This is a genomic window from Streptomyces cinnabarinus (assembly GCF_027270315.1).
GTDB classification, from domain to species: Bacteria; Actinomycetota; Actinomycetes; order Streptomycetales; family Streptomycetaceae; genus Streptomyces; species Streptomyces cinnabarinus.
On the sequence record NZ_CP114413.1, the window covers coordinates 2,281,534 to 2,296,304 of the forward strand.

A 14,771-nucleotide genomic window follows, 5' to 3' on the forward strand; every position below is an offset into this window, starting at 1 on the left:
TCACTTCGGGTCGTCGTCGAACTTCGAGGTGGACCAGAAGTAGCCGAGGACGGTGAGCCCCAGGCACCAGGCGACGGCGAGCCAGCCGTCGTGGCCGATCTCGGTGCCGAGCAGGAGTCCGCGCAGGGTCTCGATGGCCGGGGTGAAGGGCTGGTACTCGGCGATGGGCTGGAACCAGCCCGGCATCGCGTTGAGCGGGACGAAGGCGCTGGACAGCAGCGGCAGCAGGATCAGGGGCACCGCGTTGTTGCTGGCGGCCTCGGCGTTCGGGCTGATCAGGCCCATGCCGACGGCGATCCAGGTGAGCGCGGTGGCGAAGAGAACGAGCAGTCCGAAGGCCGCGATCCACTCGATGAGGTTGGCGTCAGTGGAGCGGAATCCGATGCCGGCCGCGACGGCCCCGACGAGGACGACGCTCACCACGCACTGGAGCACGCTGCCCACGACGTGCCCGATGAGCACCGAGGGCCGGTGGATGGCCATGGTCCGGAAGCGGGCGATGATGCCCTCGGTCATGTCGTTGGAGACCGAGACCGCGGTACCGATCGTGGTGCTGCCGATGGTCATCAGCAGCAGTCCCGGGACGAGGTAGGCGATGTACTCGGAGCGATCGGGGCCGCCGCCGCTGATGCCCGCGCTCATGGTGTCGCCGAAGACGTAGACGAAGAGCAGCAACAGCATGATCGGTGTGAGCAGCAGGTTCAGCGTCAGGGAGGGGTAGCGCCGGGCGTGCAGCAGGTTGCGCCGCAGCATGGTGGAGGAGTCGCGCAAGGCGAGGGACAAGGTGCTCATCGGGCAGTCTCCTTGGACTGGGCGGGAACGCTGGTTCCGTCGGTGGTGTCGGTAAGGGCGAAGAAGACGTCGTCGAGGTCCGGGGTGTGCACGCTCAGCTCGTCGGCCTCGACGCCGGTGGCGTCCAGCCAGTCGAGCAGGGAGCGCAGTTCGCGCTGGCTGCCGTCGCTGGGGATCTGGAGCGCGAGCGCGTCGTCGTCGCGGGATGCCTCGCGCAGCGCGGTGGCCGCGGCCTGGTAGGCGCCGGGGTCGGTGAAGCGGAGGCGGACATGCCCGCCGGGGATGAGCCGCTTGAGCTCCTCGGCGGTGCCTTCGGCGGCGATACGGCCGTTGTTCAGCACCGCGATGCGGTCGGCGAGCTGGTCGGCCTCCTCCAGGTACTGGGTGGTGAGGAAGACGGTCACACCGCCCGTGACCAGCTCCCGGATGATCTGCCACATGGTGTGCCGGGAGCGCGGGTCCAGGCCGGTGGTGGGTTCGTCGAGGAAGATGATCCGCGGACTGCCGACCAGGGTCATGGCGATGTCGAGCCGCCGCTTCATCCCGCCCGAGTAGGTGGAGGCGGGCTTGTGCGCGGCCTCGGTGAGATCGAACCGCTCCAGCAACTCGGCGGCCACGGCCCGCCCTTCCCGCTTGCCGAGGTGGTGCAGGTCGGCCATGAGGAGCATGTTCTCCTCCCCCGTGATCAGCCCGTCCACGGCGGAGAACTGCCCCGTGACACCGATCGCCGCGCGGATCGCCTGCGCCTCGGTGGCGAGATCGTGCCCGCCGACCCGGACCTGACCGCTGTCCCGGTCGGCGGAGATGAGCGTGGAGAGAATCTTGACGGCGGTGGTCTTGCCCGCGCCGTTCGGGCCGAGCAGGGAGAAGATCGTGCCGTCCGGAACGGCGATGTCGACACCGTCGAGGACGGTCTTGTCGCCGTAGGACTTGCGCAGCCCGTCGGCCGCGATGGCCAGTTCGGTCATGAGATGACTCCTGTCGGATTAATCGGCTTGATCTGCTTGATCTGCTTGATCTGCTTGATCTGCTTGATCTGCTTGATCGATCGCGTTCAGAGGCTGGTGGCGGTGATGTCGCCGTAGCTGGTGGTGGCATGGATGGCGAGTCCGGCGTCACCGCTGTTCTTCAGCGAGTTGCTGATACGGCCGTATCCGGTCCCGGCGTCGAGCGCGGCGGAAACGCCTCGCGCGGCGCCGACGGTGATGTCGCCCTGCTCGGTGCGGAGGTTGACGTTGCCGGTGGCGGCCTCGGCGATACGGAGGTCGCCGCGCTGGGTGCGGAGTTCGGCGGGGCCGTTGAGGCGGCCGATGGTGATGTCGCCGTCGGCGAGGGTGAGTTGGGCGGTGGCGGCCTCGTCGAGCTTGACCGGGCCCTGGGCGCTGTCGTAGCTGACGTCACCCAGCTGCCCCACGCCCCGCAGTTCGGCGGCGGCGGTCTTGGCCCGGATACGGGAGCCGGCGGGCAGCTGGACGGTGATCTCGACGGACCCGCTCGGGCCGAGGAGGCGGTTCTTGCTCTCCGGGACCTGGACCGTCAGCACGCCCTCGCTGTAGCCGACCTCGACCAGCTCGGCCGCCTTCACGTCGCGGTTCTTGGACGGGTCGGCGGGGCGGATCTCGACGGTGGTGTCGGTGCGGTCGGCGGCGATGAGCTGGATACGGCCGGCGGGGATGTTCAGGACGGTGGAGATGGCGGAGGGGGTGTCGAACTTCTGCATCGTGGGCTCCTGCGGTTGCGTTGTCGCGCTGTTTCCGATGAAGGAAAAGCTACGTTGCGTTCATGGATCGAGCAACAGCTTCGTTGCGCGAAATCGCAATAACAGCAGGTAGATTACGGGAAATCATTGCAATGGCAGCGAGATTGAATGCAACGTCGCCACGCCAGCCGTTGCAATGGATAGAAAATGAACGCTATGCTGCACAACACGACGCACGACGCACGACGCACGAGCAGACGGAAGAACAGGACGGGACCGCGATGCCGGGAGGCCGACTCACTCAGTCGGAACGTCAGCAGATCGCGCTGGGGCTGGCCGACGGTCTGGCCTACGCCGAGATCGCCAGGCGGCTGGAGCGGCCGACCTCGACGATCACACGTGAGGTGATGCGCAACGGCGGTCCCGCCGGGTACCGCGCCGAGCTGGCCCACCGCGCGACGGAGCAGCGCGCGCATCGGCGCAAGCAGGCGGCGCCGCGGGGGACGGAGGACGCGCCGCAGGCGTACGGGCGGGACGCCGAGGCGGTGCGCGCGTACGAGGAGACGTTGACGACCGTCTTCATGCAGTCGGGCACGCCCAAGATGATGGCGCGGGTGATGGCCTGTCTGTGCATCAGTGACTCGGGCAGCCACACCGCGGCGGAACTCGTCCAACGGCTTCAGGTCAGCCCGGCGTCCATCTCCAAGGCGGTGGCGTTTCTGGAGACGCAGGGGCTGGTGCGGCGGGAGCGGGACGAGCGGCGGCGTGAGCGGTATGTCGTCGACGATGACGTCTGGTACCAGTCGATGATCGCCAGTGCCCGTTCGACGGCTCAGATAGTGGAGACGGCGCGGCAGGGCGTCGGCGTCCTCGGGCCCGACACCCCGGCCGCCATCCGCCTGGAGAACATCGCCCGCTTCCTGGACTTCGTCACGGAGAGCATCACCCGAGCGGCGGACCAGGCAAGAGCCATCCTGTCCACGAAGCCGGACCCTCCGGACCGGGACGCCTGACCAACGCCAACTCCTCGCCGTCCCAGGTGGTTCCGCCCCCTGGGACGGGACGGGTAGGGGCGGCGGGGGCGAAAATCGCTACGGTCGGGAGTCGTCGTCCCGTTCCCCCAGGGCCGCCAGCTGTGTCTGGAACCAGTCCAGGCGGGCCTGCAACAGCGCGGCCTCCGCCTCGAGTTCGCGTACCCCCAGGTCCTCGACGGGGACAGGCACCGCAGCACCACCCGCCAGCACCCGCAACCCCTCGCCCGCCAGCCGCGCGAACGAGGACAGCGAGACCGACGTACGGCCGCGCAGGCACCCCGCACAGGAAGGTGCCAGCCCCCGCCACCCCGGCCTCCCCCACCCCGCGTCCGCCAGCACAACCGCCCCCGCACCACAGGAACACGGCCCGACAGTCGCCGTACGCACCCGCTGACGCGCATACCGGAACCCGAGCTCGAAGCGGAGGTACCGCCCGAGCACCGTCACCTCGAGCAGCACCGCCGCCCGATGCTCCGCCGTGCACAACAACGCCTCCGCCGCCGCCCGTTCATGCACGCAGTGGAAGCCGCAGTCGCACCGCCGATGCGGCGCCCGATGCCGCAGCCCGTACACACACGACGCGTCGGCCAGCACTCCGTACGGCAGCGCGCCGCCGAGCGACACACCGGTGAACCCGGCCCTCGTACCGTCGTGCGACAGCACCGGGTGGGCGATCTTGTATCCGGTCGGCGGCTCCGTCGGGTGTTCCTCCGGAAGCCGCAGCCTCATCGCGCGACCGGCACCTGTGCCTGTACCTCTTCGGGGGCCGTCAGCTCCTTGATCTCCTCGACGCGATCGGGGAGTTCGGGCGCTTCCTCAGGGATCAGCGGCCGCTCTTCAGCGACTCCGGTGGCGAGTGCCTTGCCGAGCTTCATGACGCCTCCAGGACCAGTGGTCGTTGACCGTCCGCCCCATAGTGACCCACAAGACCCCGGCTCGGACATAGGGCCTGCCTCACGTCACCCACCCCAACACCACAGCGATGCTTAGCGTTACCTCGTAGAAGATTTAAGTGGAGCTTCATCGTCGCGCTGCCGAGACTACAACCATGACGACCACCGACGCTCCCTTCGGCCGCGCCCTCTGCGCCATGATCACGCCCTTCACCGACGAGGGCGCGCTCGACCTCCCCGGAGCCCAGCGGCTCGCCGAGCAGCTGGTGTCGCAGGGGTGTGACGGCCTGGTGCTGTCCGGCACCACGGGCGAGTCCCCGACCACGACGGACGAGGAGAAGACCCGGCTGGTGCGCGCGGTGCGCGAGGCAGTGGGCGAGCGGGCGTCGGTGGTCGCGGGCGTGGGCACGTCCGACACCCGGCACACGATCGAACTGGCGCTGGCGGCCGAAAAGGCGGGCGCGGACGGCCTGTTGGTGGTGGCGCCGTACTACAGCAGGCCCCCGCAGGACGCACTGGAGGCCCACTTCCGGGAGATCGCCGACGCGTCCGGCCTCCCGGTCACGGTGTACGACATCCCGGGCCGCACCGGCGTCCGGATCGAGCCGGACACCATGCTCCGCCTCGCCGAGCACCCGAGGATCGTGGCGGTGAAGGACTGTTCCTACGACTTCCTCGCCGCCCAGAAGGTCATCTCCCGCACGGAGTTGGCGTACTACGCGGGCTGCGACGAGCACAACCTCGCGCTGTACGCGGTGGGCGGCGCGGGCTACATCAGTACGGTGGCGAACGCGGCCCCGGCCCGGCTCCGGGCCGTACTGGACGCGTTCGACACCGGCCGCACCACGGAGGCCGCCGCCCTCCAGCAACAGGCCACCCCGCTCATCGAGTTGATGATGTCGGCGGATCTGCCCGGCACCGTGACCACCAAGGCCCTGCTGGCTGAACTCGGCCTTCCCGCGGGCCCGGTCCGCCCCCCGCTCCGGCCCGCCGGCCGCGAGACGACCGACGGGCTGCTGAGCGCGTACCGGACGCTCACCGCGGCCGGGTGATCACCGCCGCGCGAACACCGGCTCCCACGTCCACCGCGTATCCGCCCGCTGCTCCCGCGCCCCGCTCAGCCACGTCACCTTGTCGCTGCCGATCGTGACCAGCGCGAGCCGCGGCCGGTACGCCTCCTCACCCGGCGACCGCTCCCAGGCGATGAGCCGCCGGTCGTCCACCCAGGCGATCAGCTCGCCGCCGCGCACCTTGGTGATCTCCTTGCCGGTACGGGGATCGCGGATCGAGGAGTACGCCTTGTCCCGCACCTCCTTGGTCAGCCCGTGCGCGGCCAGCGTGCCGTCCGGGGAGAGCCGGGCGCCGACGTCCCACCGCAGGTGCCGTTCGTTCGCCGGCACGGCGACCTTGTTGCCCGCGAGGTCGTAGAACTGCTGCAACCCGTCCCGCTCGCCGATGAACTGCGCGTACACCAGCCGTCCGTCGCGGCTGAACGCGAAATCGGCCCGGGTGTTGAAGCGCTGGTCGTCCGGCGCGCTGCTCCAGGCGTTCCCGGCCTCGTCGGGCGCCGTCGGGTCCAGGACGATGAAGCCGGTCCGCGTGGACCGCTCGGGGCCGGGGAAATAGAGCGGCTCACCCTCGTCGTCGGTACCCCGCTCGGGCATCAGATCGGGGTCCTTCTCGTACGTCGTCGCGACGAGCCGCGTGCCGTCGCGGGAGTACGCCAGCCCGCCCACCCCGTGCCCGACCGGGATCCACCGCTCGACCTCCCCCGTCGCGAGGTCGAGCAGCCCGATCCGCCGGGTGGGCAGGGTCCGCTCCAGTACGGCCGCGGTCCGCATCCCGGGGGCGACGGCGACGTAGGACCATCGGGGGTCCTTCTCGTACCGGCCGGTCGCCGGGTCGAGCAGCCAGTAGGTGCGGACGAGGCGACCGTGATCACCCTCCGCCCGCGTCTCCGTCGTGCAGTAGGCGGCCAGCGCCACCTGGCCCGCGGCGATCAGCTCGCGGGGCGGTGACTGGTCCGGGTGCGCATACGTCCGGCTGCCGCCGTCCAGGAGGCCCGCGGGCCGTATGTCGTCCTTGCCAAAGTCCAGTTGCGGCACGCCCACCGCGAGGGCGACGACGGCCACGGTGCCCACGGCCGCGGCGGCGATCCTGCGGGAGCGGCGGCGGCGCCGTACGGCCAGGACCCGGTCGGCGAGGCCGGGCGCGGCCGGTGCCTGCGCCTCGGCGGTCTCCCGCAGCGCGTCACGCACGAGTTCCTCGACGTTCACGGACGTACCTCCACGGGAGAGAAGTCGGGCAGTCGCTCCGCCGTCGTGAGGGCGGCCAGCTCGGGCGCGAGGGTGCGCAGCCGGGCCAGGGAGCGATGGGTGGTGGACCGGACGGTCCCGACGGAACAGCCGAGGATCCGGGCCACCTCGGCCTCGGGCAGGTCCTCGAAGTAGCGCAGCACCAGCACGGTCCGCTGGCGCGCGGTGAGCCGGGCGAGCGCGCCACGGATGACGAGCCGCAGCTCGGTGGCGCCGGAGTCGTCCGCGGCGGCGCCGGTGTCGGGCGGCTCGGCGACACTCAGCTCGCGCCGCCGCCACTTCAGGCGCCAGCGGCTGATCTGCTGCCGGTACAGGATCTGCCGTACATACGCCTCGGGCTCATCGATCCGGTGCCACCGCCCGGCCGCCTTGACCAACGCGTTCTGCAACAGATCCTCGGCTGCGTGCCGGTCCCCGCCGCTCAGCAGCACGGCAGTCCTCAACAGCGCGGACGACCGGTTCTCCACGAACTCCCGGAACCGCTCATGCCCCTCGCCATCCATCGTCACCTTCATCGGCACCGGGCGAGCCCACTGCCCGCCCCTCCACCGGTGATGACGCGCACGACCACGCCCCGCTATGCCACTCCCACGGAAAAGATCCCACGTCACCGAAGCACCGCTCCCGTACGGTGACCCCGTGAGCCGCCCCCTGCTCTTCCTGGACGTCGACGGCCCCCTGAACCCCTGGGCCGCACAGCCCGAACGCCGCCCCGAGGGCTACACCACGATCCGCGTCGCCCTCCGCCCGGGCCGCCCGCTGCGCGTCTGGCTCAACCCGTCCCACGGCCGGTCGCTCCTGGCCCTCGACTACGACCTCTGCTGGGCCACGACCTGGATGTCCGCCGCCAACCGCTGGATCGCCCCGGTCATCGGCCTCCCCGAACTCCCGTACGTCGACTTCGGCGACAACCTGTTCGCGGAACGCCCCGACGGCGTCCACTGGAAGACGGCGACGATCGTGGAGTACGCAAAGGGCCGTCCCTTCGCCTGGGTGGACGACGAACAGAGCGAGGCGGACGAGGCGTACGTGGCCGACCACCACCCGACCGCGGCGCTGCTGCACCACGTGAACCCAAGGATCGGCCTGAGGGAGCCGGACTTCACGGCACTGAGGAAGTTCAGGGAGGCAGCCGTCTTTTAGGGGCGCGGGGAACTGCGCGACCAGCCCCCACCGGCCCGCAGCTCCCCACCACCCGACTGCTCAGTTGTGACTGTGCAGAATCTCGTTCAGCCCGCCCCACACCGCATTGTTCGGCCGCGCCTCAACCGTGCCGGTCACCGAGTTGCGGCGGAACAGGATGTTGGACGCGCCGGACAGATCGCGGGCCTTCACGACCTCCCCGTCCGGCATGGTGACGCGGGTGCCGGCCGTGACGTACAGGCCGGCCTCGACCACGCACTCATCGCCCAGCGCGATCCCGACACCCGCCTCCGCGCCGATCAGGCACCGCTCGCCGATGGCGATGATGACGTTGCCGCCGCCCGACAGGGTGCCCATCGTCGAGGCGCCGCCACCGATGTCCGAGCCGTCCCCGACGACGACGCCCGCGGAGATCCGGCCCTCGACCATGGACGTGCCGAGCGTGCCCGCGTTGAAGTTGACGAAGCCCTCGTGCATGACCGTCGTGCCCTCGGAGAGGTGCGCGCCCAGGCGGACCCGGTCGGCGTCGGCGATGCGGACGCCCTTCGGCGCCACGTAGTCCGTCATCCGCGGGAACTTGTCGATCGAGGTCACCTGGAGGTGCAGCCCCTCGGCACGGGCGTTCAGCCGCACCTTCTCGATGTCGTCCACCGCGACCGGGCCGAGCGAGGTCCAGGCGACGTTGGCGAGGAAGCCGAACATGCCGTCCAGGCTCTGGCCGTGCGGCTTGACCAGGCGGTGGGAGAGGAGGTGCAGCCGCAGGTAGACGTCGTGGGCGTCGATGGGCTTGGCGTCGAGCGACGCGATGACCGTGCGCACCGCGACGACCTCCACGCCCCGGCGGGCGTCCGGGCCGATCGCCTTCGCCGCGCCCTCACCGAGCAGCTCCACGGCCCGCTCGGCGGAGAGCCGCTCGGTGCCGGAGGGGCCGGGCTCGACGGCGAGCTCGGGCGCGGGGAACCAGGTGTCGAGGACGGTGCCGTCGGCGGCGATCGTGGCGAGGCCGGCGGCAACGGCGCCGGTGGTGCGGGGTGCGGTCGTGTCGGTCATGAGGGCAACCTAACTTGGCGGGGGCCACCGGGGCGAACCGGTGCCTCCGGCATCTCACGTGCCGGGCGCCGGTGCGCCGATGACCCTGGTCAGGATCTCCCGGGCGTACTCCTCGTCATACGGCACCCCCGTGAGCAGCACCTGAAGACAGATCCCGTCCATCAGCGCCACCAGCGCCCGCGCGGTGACGGGATCCGTGCGGCGGCCGAGCAGCCGCGCGAGGTCGGTCGCCCACTCGGCGGCGACGGGGCGCAGCGCGGGGCGGCGCAGGGCGGCGAGATACAGCTCGTACTCCAGTTCCACACCCGTGCGGTCGCCCCCGAGCCACTCGCCGATCCACCCGGCCAGCTCCGCCGCGAGATCCGCCGCCGGGTCGGTCAGCGCCCCGCGCGCGGCGATCACCTTGGCGAAACCCTCGTTGGCCTGGCGCAGGGCGGCGACCATCAGCTCGTCGAGGGTGGCGAAGTGGTACGTCGTCGAGCCGAGCGGGACATCGGCCTCCGCCGCGACCGAGCGGTGGGTCAGACCCGCGAGGCCCTTCCCGCCCACGACCCGGATGGCGGCGTCGATGATCCGCTGCCGTCGCTCCGGGTCGTAGCGCCGGGCCATCAGTGCGCGCCGCCCAGGTTCAGGACCACGACCCCCGCGACTATCAGCAGGATCCCGGTGACCTTGGTGAAGGTCAGTGCCTCGCCGAACGCCACGAGTCCGATGACGGCGATGCTCGCGGTGCCGACCCCGGCCCAGATCGCGTAGGCGGCGCCGATACCGACGGTCTTCAGGGTCTGGGCGAGCAGCGCGAAGGAGACGACGTAACCGAGCGCCGTCAGCAGCGACGGCCAGAGCCTGCTGAAGCCGGCGCTGTACTTCATGGCGGTGGTGGCGGCCACCTCGGCGGCGATGGCGCCGGCGAGCGTCAGGTATCCCATGCGTACAAGCGTACACAGCTATATGTACGGGCGTACATATGCGACGGGTCCCGGCTCCCGCACCCGCGCCAGGCGGTCGAGCGCCCGCCGCTTGGCACGGGCCGCACGCCGCAGCGCCGACACCTTCCGGTACCGCAGCAGCTCGGCCGGATCGGGGCGTACGGCGCCGCTGAGCGCGTAGCCGTGGCTCTCCAGCCGCTCCCCCAGCACCGCGTCGCACAGCCTGATCTGATCCGGCGTCAGCCGCTGCCGCCAACTGCCCGCCCGCGAGGCGTCCAGGGTGCCGTGAGTGCGCCGGTGCCAGGTCTTGCGGGCGGGTACGGCCAGGCCCGCCAGCCGGTGCGGCTCGGTCGTCCCGGGGGCGTACTCCTCACCCAAGTAGGTGCAGAGCGAGCGCAGTTGGCGCTCGGGGTGGGCGAGAAGGTCCTCGTATCTCAGCTCGTGCCAGCAGTCCGGGCCGAGTCGGCTCGCGTACCGGCGGGTCACGTCCATCACCTGCGCCCAGGTGGCGACGGCCTCGTGGAAGCCGCGGTGCCACCAGGGCATCCCGAGCAGCGAGGCCACACAGTCACGTCCGTCGCGGACCAGATGCACGAACTGCGCGTCCGGGAAGAGCCGATGGATCTCCTCGACGTGCAGGGCGTACGCGGGCCGCTTGTCGCCCCAGCGGGCCTTGCCGTGCTGCTCGGCGTACGCCTTGAGCGGGACGGCGAGTGCCGAGCCGAGGGTCGGCGGGCCGTCCGCGATCCGCTCCGCCACGCCGCCCGCGTCCAGGCCCAGTTCATGGAAGCGGGTCGCCTTCCGCCCGGTGATCCAGCGGGCGAGCGCGGCGCGGTTCCCCGCGTCCCGGAGGTCGCCGAAGCCCAGCCGTCCCTCGTAGGCGGGCAGCACGAACCGTGTCTCGGGCGGAAGCGCTATCCGTGGATGCGCGTGCAGCATGAGCTGGAGGAGGGTGGTGCCGGACCTGGGGCACCCGAGGACGAACACGGGGCGAGCGCTGGTTTCCACGCCGCCACGCTGCCGTCGGCGGATGAGACGGCCCTGGGACGGCGCTGAGAATGCGATGTGGAACGCCACGGGGACTCGGTGTGGAAAGCGCTCGCTTCAATTTCTCAAACGCCTGCTCGAAGCGCCCCACCCTCCACTACTGTTTCACCGTTCACACCGGGCCATCGCTGCCGCGGCCGTCCTCCGGGCCCGCCGCCGAAGGAACGCGCATGCCACAGAAGAAGTCCCGGCCCCCTCAGGACCGTCCCTGGGAGAGCGGCTGGGCACCGGACACCTCCCGGACGCCGGGCACGCGCCGTCTCTGGCTGGCCGGCGCCCTGGCGCTGGCCACTATCGGCGCGTGCGTGACGGCGATAGCCGTGACCCAACGGCCCGCTGACGACCTGTCACACTCGGCGTCCCCGTCGACGAGCGCCTCCCCACCCGGCCTGATCTCCTTCGCGACCCCGTCGGCGAGTACGGCCTCCCCCGCCCCGTCGGCTGAGCCGGACCGCCGCCCGTCCGCGCACTCGAGGGCGCGGCCGCCCCGCACCACCGCGACGCCCACCCCGTCCCGCGGCCACGCCGAACCGTCGGCCGGTGAACCGGCCGACCCGAAGCCCGTCACCGCCTGGCGCTCGGTCCGCTCGGTCAACTACCCCGACCGCGCGTGGCAGGTGAGCGGCGGCCTGGTCCGGCTCACCGCCTCCGCCGGCTCCTTCAAGCTGCTCAAGGGCCTGGCCGAGCCGTCCTGTTACTCCTTCGCCACGGCGGACGGCAGCTATCTGCGCCACCGTGAGTTCCTGCTGCGCGCCGAACGCGACGACGGATCCACGCTCTTCGCCCGGGACGCCACCTTCTGCCCGCGTGCCTCGTCCCACTCCGGCGCGGTCATGCTGGAGTCGGTGAACTACCCGGGCCGCTATCTGCGCCACCGCGACTTCCAACTCCGGCTGGATCCCTACCAGTCGGGCGAGCTCTACCGCGCGGACGCGGCGTTCCGGCTGGTGAGCCCGTAGCCAACCGGTGGGAACACGGAAGCGGCGACGCCCACCAAGGGCGTCGCCGCTTCCAGGTACCAGAGGACCAGCGGGTCTCAGACGTTGAACCCGAGCGCCCGAAGCTGCTCGCGGCCGTCGTCCGTGATCTTGTCCGGGCCCCACGGCGGCATCCAGACCCAGTTGATGCGCAGCTCGTTGACGAGGCCGTCCGTGGCGGACTTGGCCTGGTCCTCGATGACATCGGTCAGCGGACAGGCCGCCGAGGTCAGGGTCATGTCGATCGTCGCGATGTTCGCGTCGTCGATGTGGATGCCGTAGATCAGGCCGAGGTTGACCACGTCGATGCCCAGCTCGGGGTCAACGACGTCGTACAGCGCCTCGCGGATCTCCTCCTCCGAGGCCGGCTTCATCTCAACGGTATCGGTCATGCCGTCTTCCTTTCGGCGTCGGCTCCGCCCAGGGCCTGGGCCGTCGCGTCCTTCCACGCCATCCAGCTCAGGAGAGCGCACTTCACTCGCGCCGGGTACTTGGAGACACCGGCGAACGCGACCGCGTCCTCCAGGACCTCCTCCATGGCGTCGTCGGGCTCGATCTTCCCCTTGGACTGCATCAGCTCCAGGAAGGTCTCCTGGATCCGCCGGGCGTCGGCCAGCTCCTTGCCGACCAGCAGCTCGTTCAGCACGGAGGCCGAGGCCTGGCTGATCGAGCAGCCCTGCCCCTCGTACGAGACGTCCTCGATCGTCGAGCCGTCGTACTTCACACGGAGGGTGATCTCGTCACCGCACGTCGGGTTGACGTGGTGCACCTCGGCGTCGCCGTCCCGCAAGCCCCGCCCGTGCGGGTTCTTGTAGTGGTCCAGGATGACTTCCTGGTACATCGAGTCCAGCTTCATGCGATTGCTCGTCCCGTCAGCCGAAGAAGTTCCGGACGTGCTCCAGGCCGTCCACCAGAGCGTCGATCTCGGCGGGCGTGGAGTACAGATAGAACGACGCTCGCGTGGTCGCAGGAATTCCGTACCGCAGGCAGACCGGCCGGGCGCAGTGGTGGCCCACCCGGACCGCGATGCCCTGCTCGTCCAGCACCTGGCCCACGTCGTGCGGGTGGATGTCGCCCAGCGTGAAGGAGATCGCGGCGCCCCGGTCCTCGGCCGTGGTCGGGCCGATGATCCGGAGGTCGGGCACCTCCTGGAGCCGTCGTACCGCGTACTCCGTGAGCGCGTGCTCATGGGCGAGGATCTTGTCCATGCCGATGGAGTTGAGGTAGTCGATCGCCGCGCCCAGGCCGATGGCCTGCGAGATCGGCGGGGTGCCCGCCTCGAACTTGTGCGGGGCGGGAGCGTAGGTCGACGAGTGCATCGACACGGTCTCGATCATCTCGCCGCCGCCCAGGAACGGCGGCAGGTCCTCCAGCAGCTCCTGACGGCCCCACAGGACGCCGATGCCGGTCGGGCCGCACATCTTGTGCCCGGTGAAGGCCACGAAGTCGGCCTGGAGCGCCTGCACGTCCAGCGGCATGTGCGGGGCGGCCTGCGAGGCGTCGATGCAGACCAGCGCACCGACCTCCTGCGCCCGGCGGACTATCGCCTCGACCGGGTTGACCGTGCCGAGGATGTTCGACACCAGCACGAAGGAGACGATCTTCGTCTTCTCGGTGATGATCTCGTCGATGTTCGACAGGTCGAGACGGCCGTCGTCGGTGAGGCCGAACCACTTCAGCTTCGCGCCCGTGCGCTGCGCGAGCAGCTGCCACGGCACGATGTTGGAGTGGTGCTCCATCTCCGTGATGACGATCTCGGTCTCGGCGTCCACGCGGTAGGGCTCATCGGCCCAGCCCAGCATGTTCGCCACGAGGTTGAGGGACTCCGAGGCGTTCTTGGTGAAGATCACCTCGTCGCGGCTGGGCGCGTTGATGAACTCCGCGACCTTGTCCCGCGCGCCCTCGTAGAGCGCCGTGGCCTCCTCGGCGAGGACATGCACGCCACGGTGGACGTTGGCGTTGTGCTGCTCGTAGTACTCGGAGAGCACGTCGAGCACCTGGCGCGGCGTCTGCGAGGTCGCCGCGTTGTCCAGGTACACGAGCTTCTTGCCGTCGTGGAGCACCCGGTCCAGGATCGGGAAGTCCTTGCGGAGCGCCTCTGTGTCGAGGAGGCCCGGCAGCTGCGTCACGCTGATACGCCACCCTTCGTGTAGGCCTCGTAGCCCTCGGCCTCGAGCTTGTCGGCGAGCTCGGGGCCACCGGACTCGACGATCCTGCCGCCCGCGAACACGTGGACGTGGTCGGGCTTGATGTAGCGCAGGATGCGCGTGTAGTGCGTGATCAGCAGGGTGCCGACCTCGCCGGTCTCGCGGACCCGGTTGACGCCCTCGGAGACGACGCGCAGCGCGTCGACGTCCAGGCCGGAGTCGGTCTCGTCGAGGATCGCGACCTTCGGCTTGATCAGCTCCAGCTGAAGGATCTCGTGGCGCTTCTTCTCACCGCCGGAGAAGCCCTCGTTGACGTTGCGCTCGGCGAAGGAGGGGTCCATGTTGAGGCGCTCCATGGCCTCCTTGACCTCCTTCACCCAGGTGCGCAGCTTGGGGGCCTCGCCGCGGACGGCGGTGGCGGAGGTGCGCAGGAAGTTGGAGACCGAGACGCCGGGGACCTCGACCGGGTACTGCATCGCCAGGAACAGGCCGGCGCGGGCGCGCTCGTCGACGGACATCTCCAGGACGTCCTCGCCGTCGAGGGTGACGGTGCCGCCGGTGATCGTGTACTTCGGGTGACCCGCGAGGGAGTAGGCGAGGGTCGACTTGCCGGAGCCGTTGGGGCCCATGATGGCGTGCGTCTCGCCCTGCTTCACGGTGAGGTCGACGCCCTTGAGGATCTCCTTCGTGGCGTTGTCGGCCTCGACGGTGACGTGCAGGTCTCGGATTTCAAGCGTAGCCATGG

General features: G+C 70.3%; 19 protein-coding genes. 4 read left to right on the forward strand and 15 right to left on the reverse strand.

The genetic code is table 11. The annotated features are described in order from the left end of the window. The 3 genes from STRCI_RS10275 to STRCI_RS10285 form a co-directional block, all read right to left on the reverse strand. Complete coding sequence (locus tag STRCI_RS10275; RefSeq protein WP_269658568.1) at window positions 1-792, reverse strand: ABC transporter permease; 792 nt, start codon at window positions 790-792, stop codon at window positions 1-3. Then, on the reverse strand, window positions 789-1,760 hold the full coding sequence (locus tag STRCI_RS10280) for an ATP-binding cassette domain-containing protein (RefSeq protein WP_269658569.1): 972 nt from the start codon (window positions 1,758-1,760) through the stop codon (window positions 789-791). Before STRCI_RS10280 ends, STRCI_RS10275 begins: the two co-directional genes overlap by 4 nt. A gap of 86 nt (window positions 1,761-1,846) precedes the next feature. Then, on the reverse strand, window positions 1,847-2,512 hold the full coding sequence (locus tag STRCI_RS10285) for a DUF4097 family beta strand repeat-containing protein (RefSeq protein ID WP_269658570.1): 666 nt from the start codon (window positions 2,510-2,512) through the stop codon (window positions 1,847-1,849). A 260-nt stretch (window positions 2,513-2,772) separates the two neighbouring features. On the opposite strand from STRCI_RS10285, the gene STRCI_RS10290 reads away from it, so the two are divergent. Continuing rightward, a complete protein-coding gene (locus STRCI_RS10290) occupies window positions 2,773-3,504 on the forward strand; it encodes a helix-turn-helix domain-containing protein (protein WP_269658571.1) in 732 nt (243 codons plus the stop codon). Window positions 3,505-3,582: 78 nt separating this feature from the next. Here the strand turns inward: STRCI_RS10290 and STRCI_RS10295 are convergent, their stop codons facing one another. Continuing rightward, window positions 3,583-4,254, reverse strand: a complete 672-nt coding sequence (locus tag STRCI_RS10295; protein ID WP_269658572.1) for a hypothetical protein — start codon at window positions 4,252-4,254, stop codon at window positions 3,583-3,585. Continuing rightward, a complete protein-coding gene (locus STRCI_RS10300) occupies window positions 4,251-4,400 on the reverse strand; it encodes a hypothetical protein (RefSeq protein ID WP_269658573.1) in 150 nt (49 codons plus the stop codon). Before STRCI_RS10300 ends, STRCI_RS10295 begins: the two co-directional genes overlap by 4 nt. A 173-nt stretch (window positions 4,401-4,573) precedes the next feature. On the opposite strand from STRCI_RS10300, the gene dapA reads away from it, so the two are divergent. Beyond that, window positions 4,574-5,470 (forward strand): 4-hydroxy-tetrahydrodipicolinate synthase, encoded by an 897-nt coding sequence (gene dapA / locus STRCI_RS10305; protein WP_269658574.1) that lies wholly within the window; start codon window positions 4,574-4,576, stop codon window positions 5,468-5,470. On the opposite strand, the gene STRCI_RS10310 is transcribed toward dapA, so the two are convergent. Together STRCI_RS10310 and STRCI_RS10315 are read right to left on the reverse strand one after the other, a co-directional pair. After that, window positions 5,471-6,694 (reverse strand): WD40 repeat domain-containing protein, encoded by a 1,224-nt coding sequence (locus STRCI_RS10310; RefSeq protein WP_269658575.1) that lies wholly within the window; start codon window positions 6,692-6,694, stop codon window positions 5,471-5,473. Next, window positions 6,691-7,236 carry a SigE family RNA polymerase sigma factor gene (locus tag STRCI_RS10315; protein WP_269658576.1) on the reverse strand — a complete coding sequence of 182 codons (546 nt, stop codon included), beginning with the start codon at window positions 7,234-7,236 and terminating at the stop codon, window positions 6,691-6,693. Before STRCI_RS10315 ends, STRCI_RS10310 begins: the two co-directional genes overlap by 4 nt. A gap of 136 nt (window positions 7,237-7,372) precedes the next feature. Here STRCI_RS10315 and STRCI_RS10320 point away from each other — a divergent pair, with 136 nt between their 5' ends. Next, complete coding sequence (locus tag STRCI_RS10320; RefSeq protein ID WP_269658577.1) at window positions 7,373-7,876, forward strand: HAD domain-containing protein; 504 nt, start codon at window positions 7,373-7,375, stop codon at window positions 7,874-7,876. Between the two features lie 60 nt (window positions 7,877-7,936). On the opposite strand, the gene dapD is transcribed toward STRCI_RS10320, so the two are convergent. Genes dapD through STRCI_RS10340 form a run of 4 tightly spaced genes read right to left on the reverse strand, consistent with a single transcriptional unit; the run spans window position 7,937 to window position 10,863 of the window. Continuing rightward, window positions 7,937-8,926: a 2,3,4,5-tetrahydropyridine-2,6-dicarboxylate N-succinyltransferase gene (gene dapD / locus STRCI_RS10325; protein ID WP_269658578.1), complete on the reverse strand. Its 990-nt coding sequence runs from the start codon at window positions 8,924-8,926 to the stop codon at window positions 7,937-7,939. Window positions 8,927-8,980: 54 nt separating this feature from the next. After that, window positions 8,981-9,535 carry a TetR/AcrR family transcriptional regulator gene (locus tag STRCI_RS10330; protein ID WP_269658579.1) on the reverse strand — a complete coding sequence of 185 codons (555 nt, stop codon included), beginning with the start codon at window positions 9,533-9,535 and terminating at the stop codon, window positions 8,981-8,983. Continuing rightward, entirely contained in the window at window positions 9,535-9,855 is a 321-nt protein-coding gene (locus STRCI_RS10335) for a DMT family transporter (protein ID WP_269658580.1), read from the reverse strand. The genes STRCI_RS10330 and STRCI_RS10335 overlap by 1 nt, the downstream gene beginning before the upstream one ends. Window positions 9,856-9,873: 18 nt before the next feature. Further along, the gene (locus tag STRCI_RS10340) at window positions 9,874-10,863 is read right to left on the reverse strand and encodes a sulfotransferase family protein (RefSeq protein ID WP_269658581.1); all 990 of its coding nucleotides are present in this window, start codon (window positions 10,861-10,863) and stop codon (window positions 9,874-9,876) included. A gap of 209 nt (window positions 10,864-11,072) precedes the next feature. Between STRCI_RS10340 and STRCI_RS10345 the strand changes: the two genes are divergently transcribed. Beyond that, a complete protein-coding gene (locus tag STRCI_RS10345) occupies window positions 11,073-11,861 on the forward strand; it encodes an AbfB domain-containing protein (protein WP_269658582.1) in 789 nt (262 codons plus the stop codon). Window positions 11,862-11,938: 77 nt separating this feature from the next. On the opposite strand, the gene STRCI_RS10350 is transcribed toward STRCI_RS10345, so the two are convergent. The 4 genes from STRCI_RS10350 to sufC are packed head-to-tail and all read right to left on the reverse strand — an operon-like array spanning window position 11,939 to window position 14,769. Continuing rightward, window positions 11,939-12,271 (reverse strand): metal-sulfur cluster assembly factor, encoded by a 333-nt coding sequence (locus tag STRCI_RS10350; protein ID WP_269658583.1) that lies wholly within the window; start codon window positions 12,269-12,271, stop codon window positions 11,939-11,941. Beyond that, window positions 12,268-12,735, reverse strand: coding sequence for a Fe-S cluster assembly sulfur transfer protein SufU (sufU, locus tag STRCI_RS10355; protein ID WP_269658584.1), 468 nt, complete (start codon window positions 12,733-12,735; stop codon window positions 12,268-12,270). Before sufU ends, STRCI_RS10350 begins: the two co-directional genes overlap by 4 nt. A gap of 16 nt (window positions 12,736-12,751) precedes the next feature. Continuing rightward, entirely contained in the window at window positions 12,752-14,008 is a 1,257-nt protein-coding gene (locus STRCI_RS10360; protein ID WP_269658585.1) for a cysteine desulfurase, read from the reverse strand. After that, window positions 14,005-14,769, reverse strand: coding sequence for a Fe-S cluster assembly ATPase SufC (gene sufC, locus STRCI_RS10365; RefSeq protein WP_269658586.1), 765 nt, complete (start codon window positions 14,767-14,769; stop codon window positions 14,005-14,007). Before sufC ends, STRCI_RS10360 begins: the two co-directional genes overlap by 4 nt. Window positions 14,770-14,771 lie beyond the last annotated feature (2 nt).